The organism is Serratia sp. CY56464, from assembly GCF_052168435.1.
Classification (GTDB): Bacteria; Pseudomonadota; Gammaproteobacteria; order Enterobacterales; family Enterobacteriaceae; genus Serratia; species Serratia marcescens.
The window spans coordinates 2,760,431-2,781,343 of record NZ_JBJNMV010000001.1 but is presented as its reverse complement, the minus strand read 5'-3'; the positions used below and the strand labels follow the sequence as shown (position 1 = coordinate 2,781,343).

19 protein-coding genes and 1 tRNA gene are annotated in these 20,913 nt (G+C 60.7%); 13 read left to right on the top strand and 7 right to left on the bottom strand.

The window, feature by feature from the left end; all coding sequences use genetic code 11:
- The first annotated feature begins 49 nt into the window (after nucleotides 1-49).
- Both dnaQ and ACJ8KE_RS13580 read left to right on the top strand, forming a co-directional pair.
- Nucleotides 50-793 carry a DNA polymerase III subunit epsilon gene (dnaQ, locus tag ACJ8KE_RS13585; RefSeq protein ID WP_004930195.1) on the top strand — a complete coding sequence of 248 codons (744 nt, stop codon included), beginning with the start codon at nucleotides 50-52 and terminating at the stop codon, nucleotides 791-793.
- Nucleotides 794-937: 144 nt separating this feature from the next.
- Nucleotides 938-1,014 (top strand) — tRNA-Asp (locus ACJ8KE_RS13580).
- A 105-nt stretch (nucleotides 1,015-1,119) separates the two neighbouring features.
- Here the strand turns inward: ACJ8KE_RS13580 and ACJ8KE_RS13575 are convergent.
- A complete protein-coding gene (locus ACJ8KE_RS13575) occupies nucleotides 1,120-3,360 on the bottom strand; it encodes a TonB-dependent siderophore receptor (RefSeq protein WP_079450821.1) in 2,241 nt (746 codons plus the stop codon).
- Between the two features lie 234 nt (nucleotides 3,361-3,594).
- On the opposite strand from ACJ8KE_RS13575, the gene ACJ8KE_RS13570 reads away from it, so the two are divergent.
- The gene (locus ACJ8KE_RS13570; RefSeq protein ID WP_016929002.1) at nucleotides 3,595-4,473 is read left to right on the top strand and encodes a siderophore-interacting protein; all 879 of its coding nucleotides are present in this window, start codon (nucleotides 3,595-3,597) and stop codon (nucleotides 4,471-4,473) included.
- Nucleotides 4,474-4,625: 152 nt separating this feature from the next.
- On the opposite strand, the gene ACJ8KE_RS13565 is transcribed toward ACJ8KE_RS13570, so the two are convergent.
- Both ACJ8KE_RS13565 and ACJ8KE_RS13560 read right to left on the bottom strand, forming a co-directional pair.
- Complete coding sequence (locus ACJ8KE_RS13565) at nucleotides 4,626-5,399, bottom strand: amidohydrolase (protein ID WP_016929001.1); 774 nt, start codon at nucleotides 5,397-5,399, stop codon at nucleotides 4,626-4,628.
- Nucleotides 5,387-6,547: a pyridoxal phosphate-dependent aminotransferase gene (locus ACJ8KE_RS13560; RefSeq protein WP_016929000.1), complete on the bottom strand. Its 1,161-nt coding sequence runs from the start codon at nucleotides 6,545-6,547 to the stop codon at nucleotides 5,387-5,389. The genes ACJ8KE_RS13565 and ACJ8KE_RS13560 overlap by 13 nt, the downstream gene beginning before the upstream one ends.
- Nucleotides 6,548-6,711: 164 nt before the next feature.
- Between ACJ8KE_RS13560 and ACJ8KE_RS13555 the strand changes: the two genes are divergently transcribed.
- The 3 genes from ACJ8KE_RS13555 to ACJ8KE_RS13545 are packed head-to-tail and all read left to right on the top strand — an operon-like array spanning nucleotide 6,712 to nucleotide 8,551.
- Entirely contained in the window at nucleotides 6,712-7,326 is a 615-nt protein-coding gene (locus tag ACJ8KE_RS13555) for a methylthioribulose 1-phosphate dehydratase (protein ID WP_016928999.1), read from the top strand.
- Nucleotides 7,323-8,012, top strand: a complete 690-nt coding sequence (mtnC, locus tag ACJ8KE_RS13550) for an acireductone synthase (protein WP_116403899.1) — start codon at nucleotides 7,323-7,325, stop codon at nucleotides 8,010-8,012. The genes ACJ8KE_RS13555 and mtnC overlap by 4 nt, the downstream gene beginning before the upstream one ends.
- The gene (locus ACJ8KE_RS13545; RefSeq protein WP_442517271.1) at nucleotides 8,009-8,551 is read left to right on the top strand and encodes a 1,2-dihydroxy-3-keto-5-methylthiopentene dioxygenase; all 543 of its coding nucleotides are present in this window, start codon (nucleotides 8,009-8,011) and stop codon (nucleotides 8,549-8,551) included. Before mtnC ends, ACJ8KE_RS13545 begins: the two co-directional genes overlap by 4 nt.
- A gap of 17 nt (nucleotides 8,552-8,568) precedes the next feature.
- On the opposite strand, the gene mtnA is transcribed toward ACJ8KE_RS13545, so the two are convergent.
- Nucleotides 8,569-9,597 (bottom strand): S-methyl-5-thioribose-1-phosphate isomerase, encoded by a 1,029-nt coding sequence (gene mtnA, locus ACJ8KE_RS13540; RefSeq protein ID WP_317006440.1) that lies wholly within the window; start codon nucleotides 9,595-9,597, stop codon nucleotides 8,569-8,571.
- Nucleotides 9,598-9,742: 145 nt separating this feature from the next.
- Here mtnA and mtnK point away from each other — a divergent pair, with 145 nt between their 5' ends.
- Nucleotides 9,743-10,942, top strand: a complete 1,200-nt coding sequence (mtnK, locus tag ACJ8KE_RS13535; RefSeq protein ID WP_016928995.1) for an S-methyl-5-thioribose kinase — start codon at nucleotides 9,743-9,745, stop codon at nucleotides 10,940-10,942.
- 73 nt (nucleotides 10,943-11,015) lie between these two features.
- Here mtnK and ACJ8KE_RS13530 read toward each other — a convergent pair whose 3' ends face one another.
- Both ACJ8KE_RS13530 and fadE read right to left on the bottom strand, forming a co-directional pair.
- Complete coding sequence (locus ACJ8KE_RS13530; RefSeq protein ID WP_016928994.1) at nucleotides 11,016-11,168, bottom strand: type I toxin-antitoxin system Hok family toxin; 153 nt, start codon at nucleotides 11,166-11,168, stop codon at nucleotides 11,016-11,018.
- A 291-nt stretch (nucleotides 11,169-11,459) separates the two neighbouring features.
- Nucleotides 11,460-13,916: an acyl-CoA dehydrogenase FadE gene (gene fadE, locus ACJ8KE_RS13525; protein WP_016928993.1), complete on the bottom strand. Its 2,457-nt coding sequence runs from the start codon at nucleotides 13,914-13,916 to the stop codon at nucleotides 11,460-11,462.
- Between the two features lie 246 nt (nucleotides 13,917-14,162).
- Here fadE and lpcA point away from each other — a divergent pair, with 246 nt between their 5' ends.
- Complete coding sequence (gene lpcA / locus ACJ8KE_RS13520) at nucleotides 14,163-14,744, top strand: D-sedoheptulose 7-phosphate isomerase (RefSeq protein WP_004930220.1); 582 nt, start codon at nucleotides 14,163-14,165, stop codon at nucleotides 14,742-14,744.
- 101 nt (nucleotides 14,745-14,845) lie between these two features.
- On the top strand, nucleotides 14,846-15,649 hold the full coding sequence (locus tag ACJ8KE_RS13515; RefSeq protein WP_004930222.1) for a class II glutamine amidotransferase: 804 nt from the start codon (nucleotides 14,846-14,848) through the stop codon (nucleotides 15,647-15,649).
- Here the strand turns inward: ACJ8KE_RS13515 and dpaA are convergent.
- Nucleotides 15,584-16,354, bottom strand: a complete 771-nt coding sequence (dpaA, locus tag ACJ8KE_RS13510) for a peptidoglycan meso-diaminopimelic acid protein amidase (RefSeq protein WP_004930225.1) — start codon at nucleotides 16,352-16,354, stop codon at nucleotides 15,584-15,586. The two genes, ACJ8KE_RS13515 and dpaA, sit on opposite strands and share 66 nt — an antisense overlap.
- Nucleotides 16,355-16,908: 554 nt before the next feature.
- Between dpaA and ACJ8KE_RS13505 the strand changes: the two genes are divergently transcribed.
- Genes ACJ8KE_RS13505 through ACJ8KE_RS13490 form a run of 4 tightly spaced genes read left to right on the top strand, consistent with a single transcriptional unit; the run spans nucleotide 16,909 to nucleotide 20,909 of the window.
- A complete protein-coding gene (locus ACJ8KE_RS13505; RefSeq protein WP_028128252.1) occupies nucleotides 16,909-18,258 on the top strand; it encodes a Na(+)-translocating NADH-quinone reductase subunit A in 1,350 nt (449 codons plus the stop codon).
- 3 nt (nucleotides 18,259-18,261) lie between these two features.
- Nucleotides 18,262-19,503 carry an NADH:ubiquinone reductase (Na(+)-transporting) subunit B gene (locus tag ACJ8KE_RS13500; RefSeq protein ID WP_016928991.1) on the top strand — a complete coding sequence of 414 codons (1,242 nt, stop codon included), beginning with the start codon at nucleotides 18,262-18,264 and terminating at the stop codon, nucleotides 19,501-19,503.
- Nucleotides 19,493-20,287, top strand: a complete 795-nt coding sequence (locus ACJ8KE_RS13495; RefSeq protein ID WP_016928990.1) for a Na(+)-translocating NADH-quinone reductase subunit C — start codon at nucleotides 19,493-19,495, stop codon at nucleotides 20,285-20,287. Before ACJ8KE_RS13500 ends, ACJ8KE_RS13495 begins: the two co-directional genes overlap by 11 nt.
- Nucleotides 20,280-20,909 carry an NADH:ubiquinone reductase (Na(+)-transporting) subunit D gene (locus ACJ8KE_RS13490; RefSeq protein ID WP_004930232.1) on the top strand — a complete coding sequence of 210 codons (630 nt, stop codon included), beginning with the start codon at nucleotides 20,280-20,282 and terminating at the stop codon, nucleotides 20,907-20,909. The genes ACJ8KE_RS13495 and ACJ8KE_RS13490 overlap by 8 nt, the downstream gene beginning before the upstream one ends.
- Nucleotides 20,910-20,913: the final 4 nt, after the last annotated feature.

The window sequence follows — 20,913 nt, the reverse complement described above, 5'->3', positions numbered from 1 at the left end:
TTTTATAAAAGCCAAGTCTGACATAAACGAGCGCTGTGAGCACTGCAATATGATCTCTACAACCACCAGACAGATTGTCCTCGATACCGAAACCACCGGTATGAACAAGCTTGGGGTGCACTACGAAGGGCACCGCATCATCGAAATCGGTGCGGTGGAGGTGATTAACCGCCGCCTGACCGGGCGCAACTTCCACGTTTACATCAAGCCGGATAGGCTGGTGGATCCGGAAGCCTACGGCGTACACGGCATCAGCGACGACTTCCTGGCCGACAAGCCGACCTTCGATCAGGTTGCCGAGGAATTTCTCGACTTTATCCGCGGCGGCGAGCTGGTGATCCATAACGCGGCGTTCGATATCGGCTTTATGGATCACGAATTCCGCATGTTGCAGCAGGGCATCCCGAAGACCGAGACCTTCTGCACCATCACCGACAGCCTATTGATGGCGCGTCGCCTGTTCCCGGGCAAGCGCAACAACCTCGATGCCTTGTGCAGCCGTTATGAGATAGATAACAGCAAGCGTACGCTGCACGGCGCATTGCTCGATGCCGAGATCCTGGCGGAAGTCTATCTGGCGATGACCGGCGGTCAGACCTCGATAGCGTTCCAGATGGAGGGGGATACCCAGCAAAATGACGCCGCGCAAGAAATACAGCGTATCGTCCGCCCGGCTACGGCGATGAAAGTGGTCTACGCCAGCGACGAAGAAGTGAAGGCGCATGAGGCGCGTCTGGATCTGGTGGCAAAAAAGGGCGGTAGCTGCCTGTGGCGCGGGGCGCCGGCGGAATAACGGCGTTTTTGCGTGAAAAAACCTCACCGGATGAATCTTCGTTGAAAAACTGTGCAAACGGTTCATTTGCGGAGAAAAAGGCGTTGACGGAACCGAGAGGCGTCCGTAATATGCGCCTCGTTCCCCCGCAAGAGGGAATGGCGCGGAGCGGTAGTTCAGTTGGTTAGAATACCTGCCTGTCACGCAGGGGGTCGCGGGTTCGAGCCCCGTCCGTTCCGCCACTATTCAGAAGCCCTGAGTTAGCGATAACTCAGGGCTTCGTCGTTTCCGTTCTCTGAAAAACGGTGCGGCCCAATCAACGGGGCCGGCGGACCGGCCCCTTATCCTCAGAATAACACCGAATAGTTCAAGCCGAAGGTGCGTCCGCGGCCTTTATAGCTGTACAGCTCAGGCGAGCCGTAGGTCGGGCTGTACAGGATCGGCGCGCGTTGGCCCCAAACGGTGGTGTACTCCTTGTCCAGCAGGTTTTCCACGCTGAAGCTGATTTTTCCTACCGGCAGGGTATAGCTGCCGAGGAAGTCGACGGTGTTGTAGCCATCGATCTTGCGGCCCTGAGTGGAGTTGGCTTTGGTGTAATCGCCGTCGTCCGACACGTCGAAGGTTTGCTGCGACTGTAAGCGCAGATTCCAGTCGCCCGGCGCCCAGCCGACATAAGCGGTGACTTTCGATGGGCTGGCGGTATCGACCACCAGCTTCTTCCATTCGCCGTTGACCTTGGTTTCGGAACGGATGAGGTTGAAGTTGGTACCGGCGCTCCAGTCGCTGTCTTCAAAGAAATAATCCACCGCGCCTTCCAGCCCATAGATGCGCCGCTTGTCCGCATTGACGTTGATGGTCATGTCGGTTTTGTTGATGGCGATGCTCTTGTCGGACAGCGAGTAGTAGGCGGCGATTTGCGTGCGCAGGTTATCGCCGGTATAGCGCCAGCCCAGCTCGTAGGCATTGACCTTGATGCCTTCCAGCTTGGAATCGCCGACGTTGACGCTCTTCAGCAATTGATAATGGCTGCCGTTCAACGCGTAGGTGCCGTTGCCGTAATATTTGCCCGGATCCGGGATCTCAAAGCCCTGAGAGAAGTTGAACCAGGTTTGCTGGCGCTCGGTCAGATGTGCCAACAGGCCGGCATTGAACAGCGCGTTGTTGTAGTCGGTTTTCCCTCCCGGTATAGCGTCGGCGGACGTCGCGGCGCCGGTGGCGATCGCCTGCTGCTGGTTATAACCGACGAAGTCATCAATCTTGTTTTCGGTGTACTGGTAGCGCACGCCGCCGCTCAGGGTGAAGATGGGATTGATGTCGTAACTGGCCTGCAGGAACGACGCCAGGTTGCTGGTGGTATAGCTCGGGTAGCGGCCGGTGCCGTAAGCGTTCTCCAGCGTCATGCCGCCGGACTGTTGGGCCTTCGCCAGGTTGAAGAACTGCTGGTTGGCGTTGAAGCTCTCATGCTCGGCGTCGATGCCGTAAGTCAGCGTCAGCGCGTCGACAGGTTTGCTGTTTAACGTCAGTTTGCCGCCGTAAAAATCGGTTTTTTGCTGCGAAGCGCCAATGCTGCTGACGTAATAGTTCGGCGCTTTGCCCGCCAGCGTTGGGAATGGGTAGAAGGTCAACGTTTCGTCGCGATAGTAGACCTGCGCCACCAGATCCTGGCCGAGGAAATCGGTGTTGGAATATTGCAGGTTGATCAGGTGGCGCTCGGTGCCGGGGATGCGATCGGAGTTTAAGTTACCGCTGTTGTACGCCTTGGCGTTGCCGGTCACCGCCGCGAAGTTTTCCCCCAGAAACAGGCCGTGATCGCCGTCGGACTGGCTTTTGTAGTATTGGGTGGTCAGCTGCAGCTGTTGATGATCGTCGATGTTGAGGGTGCCGGTGCCCATCACATCGAGGCGATTGGAATACTGCAGGCCGGTTTGGGTATTGTCGATCAATACCTCATTGCCTTTGCCGTCATACCAGCCGCCATAGCGCTGGTAAGAAACGGACAGGCGCCCCGAGGCGTTGTCGTTGCCGCCGCTGACCGCCGCCGCCACGTTCTCGTCGTGATCGTTATGGCCGCCAAAGCCTGTTTTACCGCCGACCTGCAACTCGACCTGCTGTTCCTGTTGCCCTTTTTTGGTGACGATATTGATCAGGCCGCCGGTGCTGCCGCCGCCGTACAGCGAGGTCGCGCCGGAAATCACCTCGATATGATCGATATTGAACGGATCGATCGAATCCAACTGGCGACTGTCGCTGCGCGATGAATTCAGGCGCACGCCGTCAATCATCACCATCATCGAGCGGCCGCGCATATTCATGCCATAGTTGGTGCGGCCCTGGCCGCTGACGTCCATGCCGGGGATCAGCTGCGCTAACATGTCCTTGATCTCTTTGCCGCCCTGAACCTGCTGTTCGATCTCCTGACTTTCGATCACCCAGGTGGTCTGCGCCATTTCCGCCATGCTGCGGTGTGAACGGCTGGCTGAGACCACCATCTGCTCTTCGGCGCCGGCTTTCTGATCTTCGGCCCAGGCTGCTGGCGCTAGCATTGCCAGCAGACAAGGGTTCAAAACCCAAAGGTGTTTGCGTTTCATCGTTATTTATTTCCCAGGTGATATTGTTATTGCGTTATTTTTGAGAATGATTCTTTTATCAATAACGTTTCTTGTTATCAATAAAATCATGATATGATTTTTTGCGATACATTAACGTAATTAATTAGTTTTATTAACATTTTGCCCGCTGCGCGATCGAGCAACCCACGCCGTCAACACGGCAGCCGATCGGCCATACGTTCAAGCGACAGCCGTTGCCGGAGAATCGAGAACATGTCCGCCAGCTACAGAATTTTTGATATCACCTTGAAAAGCAAAATACTGATTTCACCTTCGCTGGTGCGCTGCGTGTTTGAAGGTGCGGATATTCATCGGATGAAGCTGGAAGCGCCGGATCAGCGCATCAAACTGCTGTTCCCGGCGGCGGACGGCCAGATCCCGCAATTGGCCAATAGCCCGGACTGGTACGGCGATTACATGGCGATCCCCAAAGAGCGGCGCCCGGTGATGCGTACTTATACGCTGCGTGCGCTGCGCCGTGAGCAGAATCAGATGGACGTCGAGTTCGTGCTGCATGGCGTGAACGGCCCGGCCTCCGCCTGGGCGACTCACGCCGAGCCGGGTGATGCCATTCAGACCGTCGCCCCCAACGCTGACTTCGACGGCGACAGCGGCGGCTACGAATGGGCGCCGCCGGCGCAGTTGCAGCAGGCGCTGTTGATCGCCGATGAAACGGCCGTGCCGGCGGCGATGGGCATTCTGGAGCAATTGGCGCAGCAGGCTAATCCGCCGCGCGTGCAGGCGTTCTTCGAAGTGCCGCAGGCGGGGGATTGCCTGGATTTGACCCGTTTCCCGTTCGCCGAGGTTTACTGGCTGCCGCGCGATGTGGGCCGCCAATTGGCGCACGGCACGTTGCTGGTGGAAGCGGTGCGCCAGCGGGTGGATATCCCCGCGTCGGCCTGTGCGCAGGCGCAGTCCCTGGTGGAAAGCAGCCTGAGCGATGAGGTGTTGTGGGAGCGGGCAGCTGGCAGCAACGCTTTCTACGCCTGGGTGGCGGCCGAGTCTTCCACGGTGAAAACGCTGCGGCGTTACCTGATCGGCGAACGCGATCTGGACCGCGCTACCGTTAACTTTATGGCCTACTGGTGTTGAGTGCGCCGTCCTTTTCCGGCATCGGCGCTGGAGGCGCAGCAGGCCGCCGCACGGATGATGACGCGCGGCGACAAGCTGGCGGCGATCGGCGCGGAGCCTTTATCTCTCTGCCGAACATCGACGTGCCAATCGCCGGCTGGGAGCGTGTTTAATCAGTCGAGACGCAGAAAGCTGTCGGCGTCGCGCCAGGCCGGGAAGGCGTTGCGGTAACTCTGCAGGGTTTCCAGCGACAGCTCAGCGTCCAGCTGCGCGGCTGCGCCGGGCTCGGCATCCGCCAGGATCTCGCCCTGCGGGCTGATGATCAGGCTGTCTCCGCTGTAGTTCAGGCCGTTGGCATCGTCGCCCACCCGGTTGCAGCCCGCCACATACACCTGATTTTCAATCGCCCGCGCCGCCAGCAGCGTTTGCCAATGGCGGCTGCGCGGCGCCGGCCAGTTGGCGACGTACAGCGCCAGATCGTAATCCTGCTGATAGCGCGCCCAGACCGGGAAACGCAGGTCGTAGCAGATCTGCGGCAGGATGCGCCAGCCGCGCCACTCGAAGATTTCACGCCGGTTGCCGGCCTGGTAGTGCAGGTGTTCGCCGGCCATGCGGAACAGATGGCGTTTATCATAGGCATGCACCTGGCCGCCCGGCTCCACCAGCAGGAAGCGGTTGACCGCGCCCTCGTCAGTTTTCAGCGCCACGCTGCCGCCGATTAACGCATGGCTTTTCACCGCCCAACCGTGCAGCCAGTCGATCACCTGCTGTTCGGGCAGGGCGCTCTCGCCGGCATCCATGGCGAAACCGGTGGTGAACATTTCCGGCAAGACGATGAGATCACGCCCGGCGATCGGCGCCAGCAACGCGTCGAAGGCGGCCAGGTTAGCGAGGCCGTCGCGCCAGACCAGCGGTTGCTGCAACAGGGTAATTTTTAAAGTCGACATAACCGCTCCGCAGCTGCATCCAGCGTGGCGTCCTGTTTAGCGAAGCACAGCCGGATCAATTTATGGGGGAAAGGATCGGCACAGAAGACCGACAGCGGAATGGCCGCCACGCCCACGTGCTCGGTTAACCAATGGCAGAACGCTACATCGTCCAGATCGGAGATGGCGCTGTAGTCCGCCAGCAAGAAGTATGTACCGGCGCAGGGTAAAATTTCCAGTCGGCTGCTCGCCAGCGCCTGCACAAAGCGATCTCGCTTGGCGCGATAGAACGCCGGCAGCTGTCGCCAGTGCTCCGGCTCGGCGCGCAGGCTATCCGCCAGCGCCAGCTGCGCCGGAGTATTGACCGAAAAGGTCAGGTATTGATGCACCTTGCGCACCTCAGCGCTCAGCGCGGCGGGCGCCACGCAGTAACCCACTTTCCAGCCGGTCATGTGGAAGGTTTTTCCGAAAGAGGAGACCGCGATCGCCCGTTGGCGCAGCTGCGGGTGGGCCAACACGCTGGCGTGGCCGCCTTTGGCGAAGCAGATGTGTTCGTAAACCTCGTCGCTGAGCACGTAGATTTCGCGTTCGGCGATGGCGTGCCACAGCTGTTGCATGTCTTCCGCCTGCCAGGCGGTGGCGGACGGGTTGTGCGGCGTGTTGACGATCACCAGGCGGGTGCGCGGCGACAGCGCGGCGGCGAACCGTTGCCAATCCACGGCAAACGCGGGCGGCTGCAGGGCGAGGCGTTTGAGTACGCCGCCCGCCAGCGTCACCGCCGGCGCGTAGCTGTCGTAGCTCGGATCGAAACAGACCACCTCATCGCCGGGGCGCACCAGCGCGGTGATGGCGGCGAACAGCGCTTCGGTGGCGCCAGCGGTGACGGTCACTTCGCCGCCGGCGTCCGGCTGCCAGCCATACAGCTCGGCGGTTTTGTCGGCGATGGCTTCGCGCAGCGCCGCCACGCCGGTCATCGGCGCATATTGGTTGGCGCCCTGGGCGACGTGCCAGGCCAGGCGTTCTTTCAGGTAGTCCGGCCCGTCGAAATCAGGGAAGCCCTGCGACAGGTTGATCGCCTGATGCTGCTGCGCCAGCGCGCTCATTTGGGTGAAGATGGTGGTGCCCAGGGCAGGCAGTTTACTTTCGGGAATCAATGCGGAAGTGCTCATAGCAGGTGAATACTCCAGGCGCTTATATTGCCGTCAATATAACACGATGCTAGTATTTGGCAATCAAGACGCTTAGATGGCTAAATGCGAAAAAGTGCTTAGCCCGCCACGCGGCAGGCAACGTTTCATCTGCCGGCCGCCTTACCGAACGGGAAACGATAACAATGACGGAGAATCCGCAACTTACCGCATTACTGGCGGCCTGCCACTGGATTGGCGACAAAGGCTGGTGTCCGGCGACCGGCGGCAACATGTCGCTGCGCCTCGACGAACGCCAGTGCCTGGTCACCGAATCCGGCAAAGACAAAGGCAGCCTGAGCGCCGCCGATTTTCTGCAGGTGGATATCGCCGACAATCACGTGCCGAGCGGCCGTACGCCGTCGGCGGAAACCGGGCTGCATACGCTGCTCTATCGCTTGTACCCGCATCTTGGCGCGGTGTTGCATACCCATTCCGTCAACGCCACCGTGTTGTCGCGGGTGGAACGCGGCGATGCGTTGGTGCTGCAGGGGTACGAAATGCAAAAGTCGCTCGCCGGTCAGCGCAGCCACCTGGACAGCGTGGCGATCCCCATTTTCGATAACGATCAGGACATTCCCCGGCTGGCGTCGCGCGTCGCGGCCTATGCCGAGGTCACGCCGCTGCAGTACGGTTTTCTGGTGCGCGGCCACGGTCTCTATTGCTGGGGAAGCCAGGTGGCGGAAGCCCGCCGCCATCTCGAAGGGCTGGAATTCCTGTTCCAGTGTGAACTGCAACGTCGCTTGCTGGAGGCGAAATGATCCGCGCTATCGTGACCGATATTGAAGGCACCACCAGCGATATTCGCTTCGTGCACCAGGTATTGTTTCCCTATGCCCGCGAACGGCTGGCGGATTTTGTACGCCGTCACGCCACGGAGAGCGAAGTCGCCGCGCCGCTGGCGGCGCTGCGCGCTGAAATTGACCAGCCGCAGGCGGATCTCGACGCGCTGATCGCCGCGCTGTACCGCTTTATGGATGAAGACCGCAAATCCACCGCGCTCAAGGCGCTGCAGGGCATCATCTGGCGCAGCGGCTATCGCGAAGGGGATTTCCGCGGGCATCTGTACCCGGAGGTTGCGGGGCAGTTGGCCGCCTGGCAGCGTCAGGGACTGAAGCTTTACGTCTATTCCTCCGGTTCGGTGGAAGCGCAGAAGCTGCTGTTCGGCCACAGCAGCGCCGGCGATCTGCAGCCGCTGTTCAGCGGCTATTTCGACACGCACGTCGGCGCCAAGCGTGAAACCGCGTCGTACCGCAACATTGCGCAGTCTATCGGCATCGCGCCCGACGAACTGTTGTTCCTGTCCGATATCCACCAGGAACTGGACGCCGCGCAGGCCGCCGGCTGGCATACCTGCCAGCTGATCCGCGATGAGGCGGATGCACAGAGCCGGCATCCGCAGGTCAGCCGTTTTGATCATATCGATTTAGGGGAGTTTGTCTCATGAGTGGATTGACCATTTTCAGTGATACAGCGCCGCAGCAGCCGCTGTGGCAGAGCCGTGACGCGCAGGAAATCCAGCGCCAGCTGGCGCAGATCGGCGTGCGCTTTGAGCGTTGGCAGGCGGATCGCGAACTGGGCGACAACCCGCAGCCGGAGGCGGTGATCGCCGCCTACCAGCATGAGATCGACCGGCTGGTGGCGGAAAAGGGCTACCAGAGTTGGGACGTGATCAGCATGCGGCCGGACCACGAACAGCGTCAGGCGCTGCGCGAAAAATTCCTGTCCGAACACACGCACGGTGAGGATGAAGTGCGCTTTTTCGTTGAAGGGGCGGGGCTGTTTTGCCTGCATCTGGACGGCAAGATCTTCCAGATCCTGTGCGAAAAGAACGATCTGATCTCAGTGCCGGCCAACACCCGTCACTGGTTCGATATGGGCTCGGCGCCGCACTTTACCGCGATCCGGGTATTTGACAACCCGGAAGGCTGGGTGGCGCATTTCACCGGCGACACGATCGCCGATGCCTATCCGCGTCTGGGCTGATCGTCAACCGGCGGGCGTTAACCCAGTGTCCGCCGGAAAATCCCCGCTTCAACCTGCTGCGGGGTGATCACGCCGCTGTCGAACACCCACCCGCTGATAAGCTTGGCCGGCGTGACGTCGAACGCCGGATTGTAGACCGGCGCCTCGGCCGGCGCCCACTGGCAGGCGCCGAAGCTGCCTGAAACGCCGGTGACTTCGGCCGCCGCGCGTTGCTCGATCGGGATGGCGGCGCCGTCCGGACAGTGCGGATCGTGGGTGGTGTGCGGGGCGGCCACGTAGAACGGGATGCCGTGATAGTGCGCCAGCACCGCCAGGCTGTAGGTGCCAATCTTGTTGGCGACGTCGCCGTTGGCGGCGATGCGATCCGCGCCGACCCATACCGCATCGACCTGGCCTTGCGCCATCAGGCTGGCGGCCATTGAATCGCAGATCAGACGATAGGGAATGCCCAGCTCGCCCAGTTCCCAGGCGGTCAGGCGGCCGCCCTGCAGCAGCGGCCGGGTTTCATCGACCCATACTTGTTGCACCTTGCCCTGCTGGTGGGCGCGCAGCAGCACGCCGATGGCGGTGCCGACGCCGGCGGTGGCCAATCCGCCGGTATTGCAGTGGGTCAGCAGGCGGCTGCCGGGCTTGACCAGCCCTGCGCCGCGATCGGCGATGCGATCGCACAGCAGGCGATCCTCCTCCACCAACCGCAGCGCTTCGTCCACCATCGCCGGCGCCCAGTCAGGTTCCGCCAGCGCCAACTTCATGCGATCCAGATTGTTCATCAGGTTAACCGCCGTCGGGCGGGCGGCGCGCAGCGTGTGCAGCGCCTGCTCCAGCTCGGCGCGTGGCACACCGCGTTCCGCGAGCAGCGCCAACAGCAGGCTGGCGGACAGCCCGATCAGCGGAGCGCCGCGCACCCGCAGGCTGTGAATGTGCCCGACCAACTCTTCCACGCTGTCGCAAGCGCGCCACCGCTTTTCCTGCGGCAGGGCTTGCTGATCGAGGATCCAAAGGCGGTTATCTCGCAGGGTCAAACTGGTGGTGTTAAGCGCTTGCATCGGCGGTTAATTCCTTGTTGCGTGGTTATTGCATCTGAAACGCTATTCTGCCAACATGACTTCCAGATGTATAGACGTCCAAATGCTTTTACGTCTAAATAATCAGAGTCGCTGGGTCAGTGAGAGAGAACAGAGGGGTTGGGGAATGTCGCTTTATCGTACGTTTACGGCTGCCGATGCCGTTGAATATGCCCGCCAATACGGGCAGGTGGCCGAACCGCAGGCGCTGGTGAGCGCCGACGAAATCGGTGACGGCAACCTGAACCTGGTGTTCAAGATCCGCGATCGTGAAGGTGTGAGCCGGGTGATCGTCAAACAGGCGCTGCCCTACGTGCGCTGCGTGGGCGAATCCTGGCCGCTGACGTTGGATCGGGCGCGCATCGAAGCGGAAACGCTGCTGGTCCACGGCGGTTTCTGCCCGCGGCATACGGTAAAAGTCTTGCATCACGATCCCGAGTTGGCGGTGATGGTGCAGGAAGATCTCTCCGATCATCGCATCTGGCGCAGTGAACTGGTGCAGGGGAACTATCATCCGCTGGCGGCCGGGCAGCTGGCGGAATACCTGGCGCAGACGCTGTTTCACACCTCCGATTTTTATCAGTCGGCGCAGCAGAAAAAGGCGGAAGTCAGCCGTTTCACCAACCCCGAACTGTGCCAGATCACCGAAGATCTGTTCTTTACCGATCCCTATATCGACCATGAGCGCAATCAGTTCGAGGCGGCGCTGTTGCCGCAGGTGCAGGCGCTGCGCGAGGATGCGCCGCTGAAGTTGGCGGTCGCCGGCCTGAAACATCGCTTCCTCAGCAAGGCGGAGGCGCTGTTGCACGGGGATATCCACAGCGGTTCGATCTTCGTGGCGGAAGGGCGATTGAAAGCGATCGACGCCGAATTCGGTTTCTACGGCCCGATCGGTTTCGATGTCGGCACTGCGTTAGGCAACCTGCTGCTCAACTATTGCGGCCAGCCGGGGCTGTTCGGGCCGCGCGACGCCGCTGCCGGGCGCGAGCAGCGGCTGCAGGATGTGCGCGAGCTGTGGCTGATCTTTGCCGATCGCTTTCTGGCGCTGTGCCATCAGCAAAGCCGCGATGCGGCGCTGGCGACGCCGGGTTACGCCGAGCAGTTCCTGCAGCAGGTCTGGAGCGACGCGATAGGATACTGCGGCACCGAACTGATTCGGCGCACCATCGGCCTGGCGCACGTCGCCGATCTGGACAGCATCGCCGACGCCGACATGCGCCTCGACTGTCAGCGTCACGCCCTGGGATTGGGGCGCACGCTGATCGTCAATGCGCCGCAGATCGAGCATATCGACGCGCTGTTGGCGCGCATTCGTCAGCAGGGCTGAAAAGGCGGGTGCTCGTGGATCCTGCCTGACACCATCAGCCAACGGGCGGGGCGAACCCCGCCGTTGGGTTGCCTTACCGTCCGGATTCGTAAGCCAAAGTGGCCGCAACCTCCGAGTCTCCCAACCTGATGCGCAGTTCGCACAGCGAACCGCGGGTTAGCCAGATGAACGCGAGCAGCGTCATACAGACGATCACCAGTTTAAGTACGACCCGTTTTTGCTGCATTTTTGACCTCCCTATCCTTGCCTTGCGGCGGGTAAGAGGCTAACCTGATGTTGCTAGGCATCAGAGTGGCCTCGGGTTGATAATATCGACTCGGGGCCTTTCTCTTTCTCTCCTTTGCCAAGGCTCCGGACAGAAAGATCCAGAGCACCCGCCGCGCAGTCTACCCGAACTTCCTTCCCGTGAAATCCGCCGTTGCGCCAACCTGCGGCGTGGTGCGCAGTTTGTCCTGAAAGCAAAAGAAAAAAGGGGCGATGATGATCGCCCCTTGGATGCGTGGAGTGGGAATTGGCGTTAAGCCGCTTCGGTCTGCTGCTGGCGCTTAGACTGCGCCGCCGGCTTTTCCGGCTTGGCGGCCGCCAGCGCATCCGGCGCAAAGTCGTCCACGTTGATGGAGCGCAGGCGGCTCTCTTCGGCTTTCACCAGGATCTTCGCTTCGTCGGCGCTGATCTTGCCTTCTTCCAGCGCGCGCTCCGCCAAACGATCCAGACGGGTGAACGGCAGGTTTTTGCCGGCCGCCTTGCACAGACGTTCGTGAATCGGCTCGGCGGCCATCACGTCGGCCAGCGCCGCTTCCAGCAGGCCGATTGGGTTATGCTCGCTCGGCGTCAGGTACTGGCCGCGCCCCAGACGGCTGCGGGTGGCGGAAGGCACCTGCAGGATCTTGGCCAACTGATGATCCAGGCGATCGGACGGCGCAGTATGCACGCGGCCGAACGGGAAGACCACGAAGCGCAGCGCGCCGGCGATAAAGCGGTTCGGGAAGTTGCGCAGCAGATCATCCAGCGCCTGTTCGGCTTTATGCAGGCTGTCTTGCACGCCCCAATGCACCAGCGGCAGATCTTCTTTCTGACGGCCTTCGTCGTCAAAGCGTTTCAGCACGGCGGAAGCCAAATACATCTGGCTGAGGATATCCCCCAGGCGAGCGGAGATGCGCTCACGGCGCTTCAGGCTGCCGCCCAGCACGCCCATGGAAACGTCCGACAGCAGCGCCAGGTTGGCGCTCAGGCGGTTCAGCTGCTGATAGTAACGACGGGTCGCGTCCTTGGTTGGCGTGGCGCTGGTGCGGCCGTTGGTCAGGCCCAGCCAGAAGCTGCGTACCTTGTTGCTGCCGACGTGGCCCAGGTGGCCGAACAGCGATTTATCGAAGGCGTTCAGATCGTTGTTCTGCGCCGCCGCCATTTCATCCAGCACATAAGGATGGCAGCGGATCGCGCCCTGACCGAAGATCATCATGGTGCGGGTCAGGATGTTCGCGCCTTCCACCGTGATGGCGATCGGTGCCCCCTGATAAGCGCGAGCCAGGAAGTTGGATTCGCCCAGCATGATGCCTTTACCGCCGGCGATATCCATGGCGTCAACGATCGACTGCTGGCCGCGGTGCGTGCAGTGGTATTTGACGATGGCCGACAGCACGGCCGGCTTCTCGCCCTGCACCAGCGCATAGGTGATCAGCGAAGCGGCGGCGTCCATCACATAGGTGTTGCCGGCGATGCGCGCCAACGGTTCCTCGATCCCTTCCATCTTGCCGATGGAGATCTTGAACTGACGGCGAATGTGCGCGTAGGCGCCGGTCGCCAGGGCGATGGATTTCAGGCTGCCGGTGGAGTTGGACGGCAGGGTGATGCCGCGACCGACCGACAGGCACTCAACCAGCATGCGCCAGCCTTGGCCGGCCATTTTCGGCCCGCCGATGATGTAATCGATCGGCACGAACACGTCGGTGCCGCGGGTCGGGCCGTTCTGGAACGGCACGTTCAGCGGGAAGTGGCGGTTGCCGATTTCCACGCCCGGGGTGCTGGTCGGGATCAGCGCACAGGTGATGCCCGGGGATTCGTTGTCGCTCAGCAGGCGGTTCGGGTCATGCAGTTTGAACGCCAGGCCCAGTACGGTGGCGACCGGCGCCAACGTGATGTAGCGCTTGTTCCAGGTCAGGCGCATGCCCAGCACCTGCTTGCCTTGCCATTCGCCCATGCACACGGTGCCGACGTCCGGGATCGCGCCGGCATCGGAACCCGCTTCCGGGCTGGTCAGCGCGAAGCATGGGATTTCGTCGCCGCGCGCCAGGCCCGGCAGATAGTGGTTTTTCTGTTCTTCGGTGCCGTAGTGCTGCAGCAGTTCGCCCGGGCCGAGGGAGTTCGGTACGCCGACGGTGATCGCCAGGATGCCGGAAACGCCGGCCAGTTTTTGCAGCACCATCGCCTGAGCGTAAGGGGAGAATTCCAGACCGCCGTACTCTTTCTTGATGATCATCGCGAAGAAACGGTGTTCTTTCAGGTACGCCCAGAGTTCTGGCGGCAGATCGGCCAGTTCGTGGGTGATCTGGAAGTCGTTGGCCATGCGGCAGGCTTCTTCCACCGGGCCGTCGATAAACGCCTGCTCTTCTTCCGTCAGGCGCGGTTTCGGGTAGCTGTGCAGCTTGTTCCAGTCCGGCGCCCCGCGGAACAGATCGCCTTCCCACCAAGTGGTGCCGGCGTCGATCGCTTCCTTCTCGGTGGTGGACATCGGCGGCATCACCTTGCGGAAGGCGCGCAGCGCCGGCGCGGAGAGCAGGGAACGGCGCACAGAGGAAAGGTTCAGCGGCAGCAGCACGATCGCCAGCGGCAGCAACAGCCAGAAGCTCCACAGGCCGATAGCGCCCATGACGGCGGTGTACGCCACCAGGATCAGGCTGCTGAGGGTAAGGTTCACTCGGTGGTAGAACACCACGCCGAGGAGAGCCAGGAAAACGACGATACTAAGAACCATCATAAGAAGCTCCGAAGTAGTAAGAGGTCTGACCTGTTGTGTGTATGTAATAGGTTTTAGTACAAGGCAGAATTTTTATCAATGCGTTTACAGTTTAATTACAACTCAGGTCACAAACTGACAGCACCAATCATCAAAAACCTCTCCGCTTCCTTAACCGGCGCGCTGTTTGGCCGAGAATGCTTCTCGCTGTTTCCGCGATCCGGTACACTGCGGAGCGGAAGATTTGACGATAACAAGAGGTTCCTCATGTACCACGACCTTATTCGCAGTGAACTGAACGAAGCGGCTGATACCCTGGCGAAATTTATCAATGACGACGCCAACATCGACGCCATCCAACGCGCGGCGGTGCTGCTGGCGGATTCCTTCAAAGCCGGCGGTAAAGTGATTTCCTGCGGCAACGGCGGTTCCCATTGCGACGCGATGCATTTCGCCGAAGAGCTGACCGGCCGCTACCGCGAAAACCGCCCGGGCTACCCGGCGATTGCCATCTCGGACGTGAGCCACCTGTCCTGCGTCAGCAACGACTTCGGCTATGAGTATGTGTTCTCGCGCTATGTGGAAGCGGTGGGCCGCGAAGGCGACGTGCTGCTGGGCATTTCCACCTCCGGCAACTCCGGCAACATCATCAAGGCTATCGATGCGGCGCGTGCCAAGGGGATGAAAGTGATCACCCTGACCGGCAAGGACGGCGGCAAGATGGCGGGTTCCGCCGATGTGGAAATTCGCGTGCCGCACTTCGGTTACGCCGATCGCATTCAGGAAATCCACATTAAAGCGATTCACATCTTGATTCAGCTGATCGAAAAAGAGATGGTTAAGGCGTAATAGCCTTCGGGGGGCTGCGGCTCCCCATGAATAAGACTGCGGGCGCCGCATGTATGCCGTGCCCGCACAGTCTGTGTCAGTGTGGTTAAGGAGTGCTGGCGATGTGTGAACTGCTCGGGATGAGCGCAAACGTACCGACCGATATCTGCTTCAGCTTTACCGGCCTGGTACAGCGCGGCGGCCGCACCGGGCCGCATAAGGATGGCTGGGGCATTACCTTCTATGAAGGGAACGGCTGCCGCACATTCAAGGATCCGCAGCCGAGCTTCAACTCGCCGATCGCCCGCCTGGTGCAGGACTACCCGATCAAGTCTTGCGCGGTGGTGTCCCATATTCGCCAGGCCAACCGCGGCGAAGTGGCGTTGGAAAACACCCATCCGTTCACCCGCGAACTGTGGGGCCGCAACTGGACCTACGCGCACAACGGCCAATTGAAAGGCTATCGTCAGTTGGATACCGGCACGTTCCGCCCGGTCGGCCAGACTGACAGCGAATATGCCTTCTGCTGGCTGCTGCACCAGCTGGCGCTGAAATATCCGCGCACCCCGAGCCAGTGGCCGGCGGTATTCCGCTACATTGGCCTGTTGGCGAGCCAACTGCGCAAGAAAGGGGTATTCAATATGCTGTTGTCGGACGGGCGCTTCGTGATGGCGTATTGCTCCACCAACCTGTATTGGATTACGCGCCGCGCGCCGTTCGGCAAGGCGACGCTGCTTGATCAGGACGTGGAGATTGATTTTCAGCAACAGACCACACCGAACGATGTGGTCACGGTGATCGCCACCCAACCGCTGACCGCTAACGAAACCTGGCACAAGATTGAGCCAGGCGAGTTCGCGTTATTTCACTTCGGTGAGCGGCTTGTTCTGAGCGAAGGGGTTGGTGTTGGGCGTCGGGCTGGCTGACGCGTACTGCGTCATCATGCCGCCGCTGCTCATCAGCGGTTGACCCAAGACGTACTGGCCATTGACCACGCCCATTGTCGGCGGTTGGCGGTTCTTCGCGAAGTAATCATAGCCCGGCTTCAGCTGGCGCCAGAAGGCGATATAGCTGGATGACGCATGGCGTTTCAGGTTCTGTTCGGTCATGCGGAACGGGTAGATGCTGATGTCGACGCGGCTTTGGCCATAGGCGAAGGCGGCTTCGACGTAGCGATAGATCTCATCCATATAGGTGTTGGTCATCGCGTAACAGCCGATCGATTTACATTCGCCGTGGATCATCAGATAAGCGCCGGAATAGCCCTGCGACTTATCGTAATCGTTAGGGAAACCGATATTGATCGCCCGATAATACTTGCTGTCGGGTTTCAGATGGCGCGCGTCAACGCTATAAAAGCCTTCAGGACTTTTAAAGTCGCCTTCACGACGTTTAGGACCCAGCCCGCCGGAGAAATTACAGATCGGGAACGTGTTGACCAGGCGGAATTCATTGCCCATTCTGGCATACAATTCCAGCTTGCGTTCCTCTTTGAAGATCTGAATATAGACCGGCGAACCCAATAATTGCTGTTTAACTACCGGCGCTTCGGGTACCTGCTCGCTGGCGCTGCAGGCCGTGATCATCGGCATAGAAACAAGCATCGCAAACAACAGCGCGATTTTGCTCATTATAATTCCTGCTTATATTTATCTGCCGGCGTAATCAACCTGGCCAGCATGCCACTGATTATTGTTTTTACTGCTGCAAAACACCGCCAGATTACCAGCGCGTTTATTTTTAGCAATACGTGATATGTATAAAAAAACGACAAAGCTCGATAAAAGTGAAATGACCGGCAGATTTTAACGATAAGTAGTGAAAAACAGGCGAAATTTAATTGCGTTTGCTTGACCCAAGTCACGACGGAACGCAGAACAATGTTGCGAACAATGTTAATATTCTCTCTTCAATTTAACGCGCGGTGGCGATTGAAGCGGCGGGGGTTATGGCATATAACCCGGCCGTTTCGGTGGTTATTTGGCTACAGGCCGTTAACACATCGATTGTCACGCAAATAACGGAGAGGGGGGAATCAAGGGAATGCGCGTTACCCCATATATTCACTGCGAGAAAGTTCATGTTGGGCGTGCCGTCGTGCGCACTGCCCGGCAATCCTGGCATCGTCCGCACCCGCCTCTGGGGCCGGGCAGACGTGTAAACCAAACTACATCGTATAAATCCTATGATTAAGATCAGAAAAGGGTTAGATCTGCCGATAGCCGGGGTTCCGGTTCAGGCGATCCAAGATGGCCCGAACATTCAGCATGTCGCCCTGCTTGGGGAAGAGTATGTCGGAATGCGCCCCTCCATGCTGGTGCAGGAAGGCGATACCGTTAAGAAAGGCCAGGCGTTGTTCGAAGATAAGAAAAACCCCGGGGTTTTCTTCACGGCACCCGCCAGCGGCCGCATCGCCGCGATTAACCGCGGCGAGCGGCGCGTATTGCAATCGGTGGTGATTGCGCTGGAAAACGGCGGCGACGATCAGCTCGAGTTTGCGCACTACCCGCTGGGTGAACTGAGCCAGCTGCCGCGTGAACAGGTCGAAAGCGAACTGATCGCCAGCGGCCTGTGGACCGCGCTGCGCACCCGTCCGTTCAGCAAAACGCCGAGCCCCGGCAGCGAGCCGCGCGCCATTTTCGTCACCGCGATGGATACCCAGCCGTTGGCCGCCGACCCGCAGGTGATCATCGCCGAACAGCAGGCGGCGTTTAACGCCGGGCTGGTGGTGTTGGCGCGCCTAACGGCGGGCAAGGTACACGTATGCCACGCCGCCGGCGCCTCGGTTGGGCAGCAAAGCGGCTCGCAGATCGCCTACAGCGAATTCGCCGGCCCGCATCCCGCCGGGCTGGCGGGCACCCACATTCATTTCCTTGAACCGGTCAGCCTGAAGAAAATCGTTTGGCACATCGGTTACCAGGATGTCATCGCCATCGGCACGCTGTTCACCACCGGCAAGCTCGATACCCGCCGTGTGGTGGCGCTGGCCGGGCCGCAGGTGGCGCAGCCGGCGCTGCTACGCACCCGCCTGGGGGCCAGCCTCGATGAGCTGACCGCCGGCCGCCTGAAAGGCGGCGAGAATCGGGTGATCTCCGGTTCGGTGCTGAACGGCATGCACGCCGCCGGGCCGAACGCCTGGCTCGGCCGCTTCCACTCGCAGGTGTCGGTGTTGGAGGAAGGGCGCGACAAAGAGCTGTTCGGTTGGATCGTGCCCTCGCCGAACAAATTCTCCATTACCCGCACCACGCTGGGCCACTTCCTGAAGAACAAACTGTTCGCTTTCTCAACCACCACTAACGGCGGCGAGCGCGCCATGGTGCCGATCGGCAACTATGAGCGGGTGATGCCGCTGGATATTTTGCCGACGCTGCTGCTGCGCGATTTGCTGGCGGGCGACAGCGACAGCGCGCAAGCGCTGGGCTGCCTGGAACTGGATGAGGAAGATCTGGCGCTGTGCACCTTCGTTTGCCCCGGCAAGTATGAGTACGCGCCGGTGCTGCGCGAGGTGCTGACCAAGATTGAGCAGGAAGGATAACCGATGGGCCTGAAGAATTATTTCGAGAAGATAGAGCATCACTTCACGCCGGGCGGCAAACTGGAAAAGTGGTACCCGCTGTATGAAGCGACCACTACGGTGTTTTACACCCCCGGCACGGTGACGCGCGGCGCTTCGCACGTGCGCGACGCCATCGATTTGAAACGCATGATGATCCTGGTGTGGCTGGCGGTGTTCCCGGCGATGTTCTGGGGCATGTACAACGTCGGCCAGCAGGCAATCCCGGCGCTGCACCATCTGTACAGCGGCGACGCGCTGCAACAGGTGCTGGCGGGCGACTGGCATTATCGCCTGGCGCAGTGGCTCGGCGCCTCGCTGGCGGCCGACGCCGGCTGGGTCAGCAAGATGGTGCTGGGCGCCTGTTACTTCCTGCCGATCTACGCCGTGGTGTTCGTCGTCGGCGGCTTCTGGGAAGTGCTGTTCGCCATTATCCGCAAGCATGAGGTCAACGAAGGCTTCTTCGTCACGTCCATCCTGTTCGCGCTGATCGTGCCGCCGACCCTGCCGCTGTGGCAGGCCGCGCTGGGCATCACCTTCGGCGTGGTGGTGGCCAAAGAGATCTTCGGCGGCACCGGGCGCAACTTCCTCAACCCGGCGCTGGCCGGCCGCGCCTTCCTGTTCTTCGCCTACCCGGCGCAGATCTCCGGCGATTTGGTGTGGACCTCCGCGGACGGTTTCTCCGGCGCGACGCCGCTGGCGCAGTGGAGCGCGGGCGGGGCGCACAGCCTGAGCAACGTGGCCACCGGCCAGTCCATCAGCTGGCTGGACGCTTTCCTCGGCAACATTCCCGGCTCGATCGGTGAGGTGTCCACGCTGATGATCCTGATCGGCGGGGCGATTATCCTGTTCGGCCGCGTGGCCTCCTGGCGCATCGTCGCCGGCGTAATGCTCGGCATGGTGGCTTCCGCCCTGTTGTTCAACGCCATCGGTTCGGACACCAACCCGATGTTCGCCATGCCGTGGTACTGGCATCTGGTGCTGGGCGGCTTCGCCTTCGGCATGATCTTTATGGCGACCGACCCGGTTTCCGCCTCCTTCACCAATAAGGGGAAATGGTGGTACGGCATTCTGATTGGCGTGATGTGCGTGCTGATTAGGGTAGTCAACCCCGCCTATCCGGAAGGCATGATGCTGGCGATCCTGTTCGCCAACCTGTTCGCACCGCTGTTCGATTACCTGGTGGTGCAGGCCAACATCAAGCGGAGAAAAGCCCGTGGCGAATGAAGCGAAAAACGACGGCATCGGTAAAACGCTGCTGGTAGTGCTGCTGCTGTGTCTGGTGTGTTCAGTGGTGGTGGCGGGCTCCGCCGTCGGCCTGAAGTCCAAACAGCAGGAGCAAAAGCTGCTCGACAAGCAGCGCAATATTCTCGACGTAGCCGGCCTGTTGCAGCCGAAAATGGAGAGCGAGCAGGTCAAGCGCCTGTACAGCGAGCGCATCGAACCGCGCCTGGTGGATCTGAACAGCGGCGAGTTTGTCGCCGGCAAGGCGGCGGCGTTCGATCTGGGCGCCGCGCTGCGCGACGACGCCAAAAGCGTGGCGCTGGCGGCGGGCGACGATCCGGCCGGCATCAAGCGCCGCAGCAACCTGGCGGAAATCTACCTGGTGCGCGATGAAAGCGGCCAGGTGAACAAGATTGTGCTGCCGGTATACGGCACCGGTCTGTGGTCGATGATGTACGCCTTCGTGGCGCTGGATAATGACGGCAACACGGTCAAGGGCATCACCTACTACGACCAGGGGGAAACCCCGGGGCTGGGCGGGGAGGTCGAGAACCCGTCCTGGCGCCAGCAGTGGGTCGGCAAGCAGCTGTTCGACGACAATGGCCAGCCGGCGATCCGCGTGGTGAAAGGCGGCGCGCGTCAGGGGGATGTGCATGGTGTGGACGGCCTGTCCGGCGCCACGCTGACCTCCAACGGCGTACAGCATACGTTTGATTTCTGGTTGGGCGAGCACGGCTTCGGCCCGTTCCTGAAAAAAGTTCGTGAAGGAGCGCTGAAAAATGGCTGATTCCAAAGAGATAAAGCGGGTCCTGCTGGGGCCGCTGTTCGACAATAACCCGATCGCCCTGCAGGTGCTGGGCGTCTGTTCGGCGCTGGCGGTGACCACCAAGCTGGAGACGGCGGTGGTGATGACCATTGCGGTGACGCTGGTGACCGCGTTCTCCAGCTTCTTCATCTCGCTGATCCGTCATCATATTCCCAACAGCGTGCGCATCATCGTGCAGATGGCGATCATCGCCTCGCTGGTGATCGTGGTCGATCAGCTGTTGCGCGCCTATGCGTTTGAGATCTCCAAGCAGCTGTCGGTGTTCGTCGGCCTGATCATCACCAACTGCATCGTGATGGGGCGCGCCGAGGCCTACGCCATGAAGTCGCCGCCGATCGAGAGCTTTATGGACGGCATCGGCAACGGGCTGGGTTACGGGGTGATCCTGGTGCTGGTCGGTTTCCTGCGCGAGCTGATCGGCTCCGGCAAGCTGTTCGGCGTGCCGGTGCTGGAAACGGTGCAGAACGGCGGCTGGTATCAGCCGAACGGCCTGTTCCTGCTGGCGCCGAGCGCGTTCTTCATCATCGGCCTGCTGATCTGGGTGCTGCGCACCCTGAAGCCGGCGCAGATCGAAAAGGAGTAAAGGC

Bases quoted from the DNA above. Each gene is read 5' to 3' on its own strand.
- ACJ8KE_RS13500 (WP_016928991.1), top strand. From the start codon at position 18,262: ATGGGCCTGAAGAATTATTTCGAGAAGATAGAGCATCACTTCACGCCG.
- ACJ8KE_RS13565 (WP_016929001.1), bottom strand. From the start codon at position 5,399: ATGTCGACTTTAAAAATTACCCTGTTGCAGCAACCGCTGGTCTGGCGC.
- ACJ8KE_RS13555 (WP_016928999.1), top strand. From the start codon at position 6,712: ATGACGGAGAATCCGCAACTTACCGCATTACTGGCGGCCTGCCACTGG.
- ACJ8KE_RS13490 (WP_004930232.1), top strand. From the start codon at position 20,280: ATGGCTGATTCCAAAGAGATAAAGCGGGTCCTGCTGGGGCCGCTGTTC.
- ACJ8KE_RS13560 (WP_016929000.1), bottom strand. From the start codon at position 6,547: ATGAGCACTTCCGCATTGATTCCCGAAAGTAAACTGCCTGCCCTGGGC.
- ACJ8KE_RS13505 (WP_028128252.1), top strand. From the start codon at position 16,909: ATGATTAAGATCAGAAAAGGGTTAGATCTGCCGATAGCCGGGGTTCCG.
- ACJ8KE_RS13570 (WP_016929002.1), top strand. From the start codon at position 3,595: ATGTCCGCCAGCTACAGAATTTTTGATATCACCTTGAAAAGCAAAATA.
- ACJ8KE_RS13515 (WP_004930222.1), top strand. From the start codon at position 14,846: ATGTGTGAACTGCTCGGGATGAGCGCAAACGTACCGACCGATATCTGC.
- ACJ8KE_RS13545 (WP_442517271.1), top strand. From the start codon at position 8,009: ATGAGTGGATTGACCATTTTCAGTGATACAGCGCCGCAGCAGCCGCTG.
- mtnA (WP_317006440.1), bottom strand. From the start codon at position 9,597: ATGCAAGCGCTTAACACCACCAGTTTGACCCTGCGAGATAACCGCCTT.
- dnaQ (WP_004930195.1), top strand. From the start codon at position 50: ATGATCTCTACAACCACCAGACAGATTGTCCTCGATACCGAAACCACC.
- dpaA (WP_004930225.1), bottom strand. From the start codon at position 16,354: ATGAGCAAAATCGCGCTGTTGTTTGCGATGCTTGTTTCTATGCCGATG.
- mtnK (WP_016928995.1), top strand. From the start codon at position 9,743: ATGTCGCTTTATCGTACGTTTACGGCTGCCGATGCCGTTGAATATGCC.
- lpcA (WP_004930220.1), top strand. From the start codon at position 14,163: ATGTACCACGACCTTATTCGCAGTGAACTGAACGAAGCGGCTGATACC.
- ACJ8KE_RS13575 (WP_079450821.1), bottom strand. From the start codon at position 3,360: ATGAAACGCAAACACCTTTGGGTTTTGAACCCTTGTCTGCTGGCAATG.
- fadE (WP_016928993.1), bottom strand. From the start codon at position 13,916: ATGATGGTTCTTAGTATCGTCGTTTTCCTGGCTCTCCTCGGCGTGGTG.
- mtnC (WP_116403899.1), top strand. From the start codon at position 7,323: ATGATCCGCGCTATCGTGACCGATATTGAAGGCACCACCAGCGATATT.
- ACJ8KE_RS13530 (WP_016928994.1), bottom strand. From the start codon at position 11,168: ATGCAGCAAAAACGGGTCGTACTTAAACTGGTGATCGTCTGTATGACG.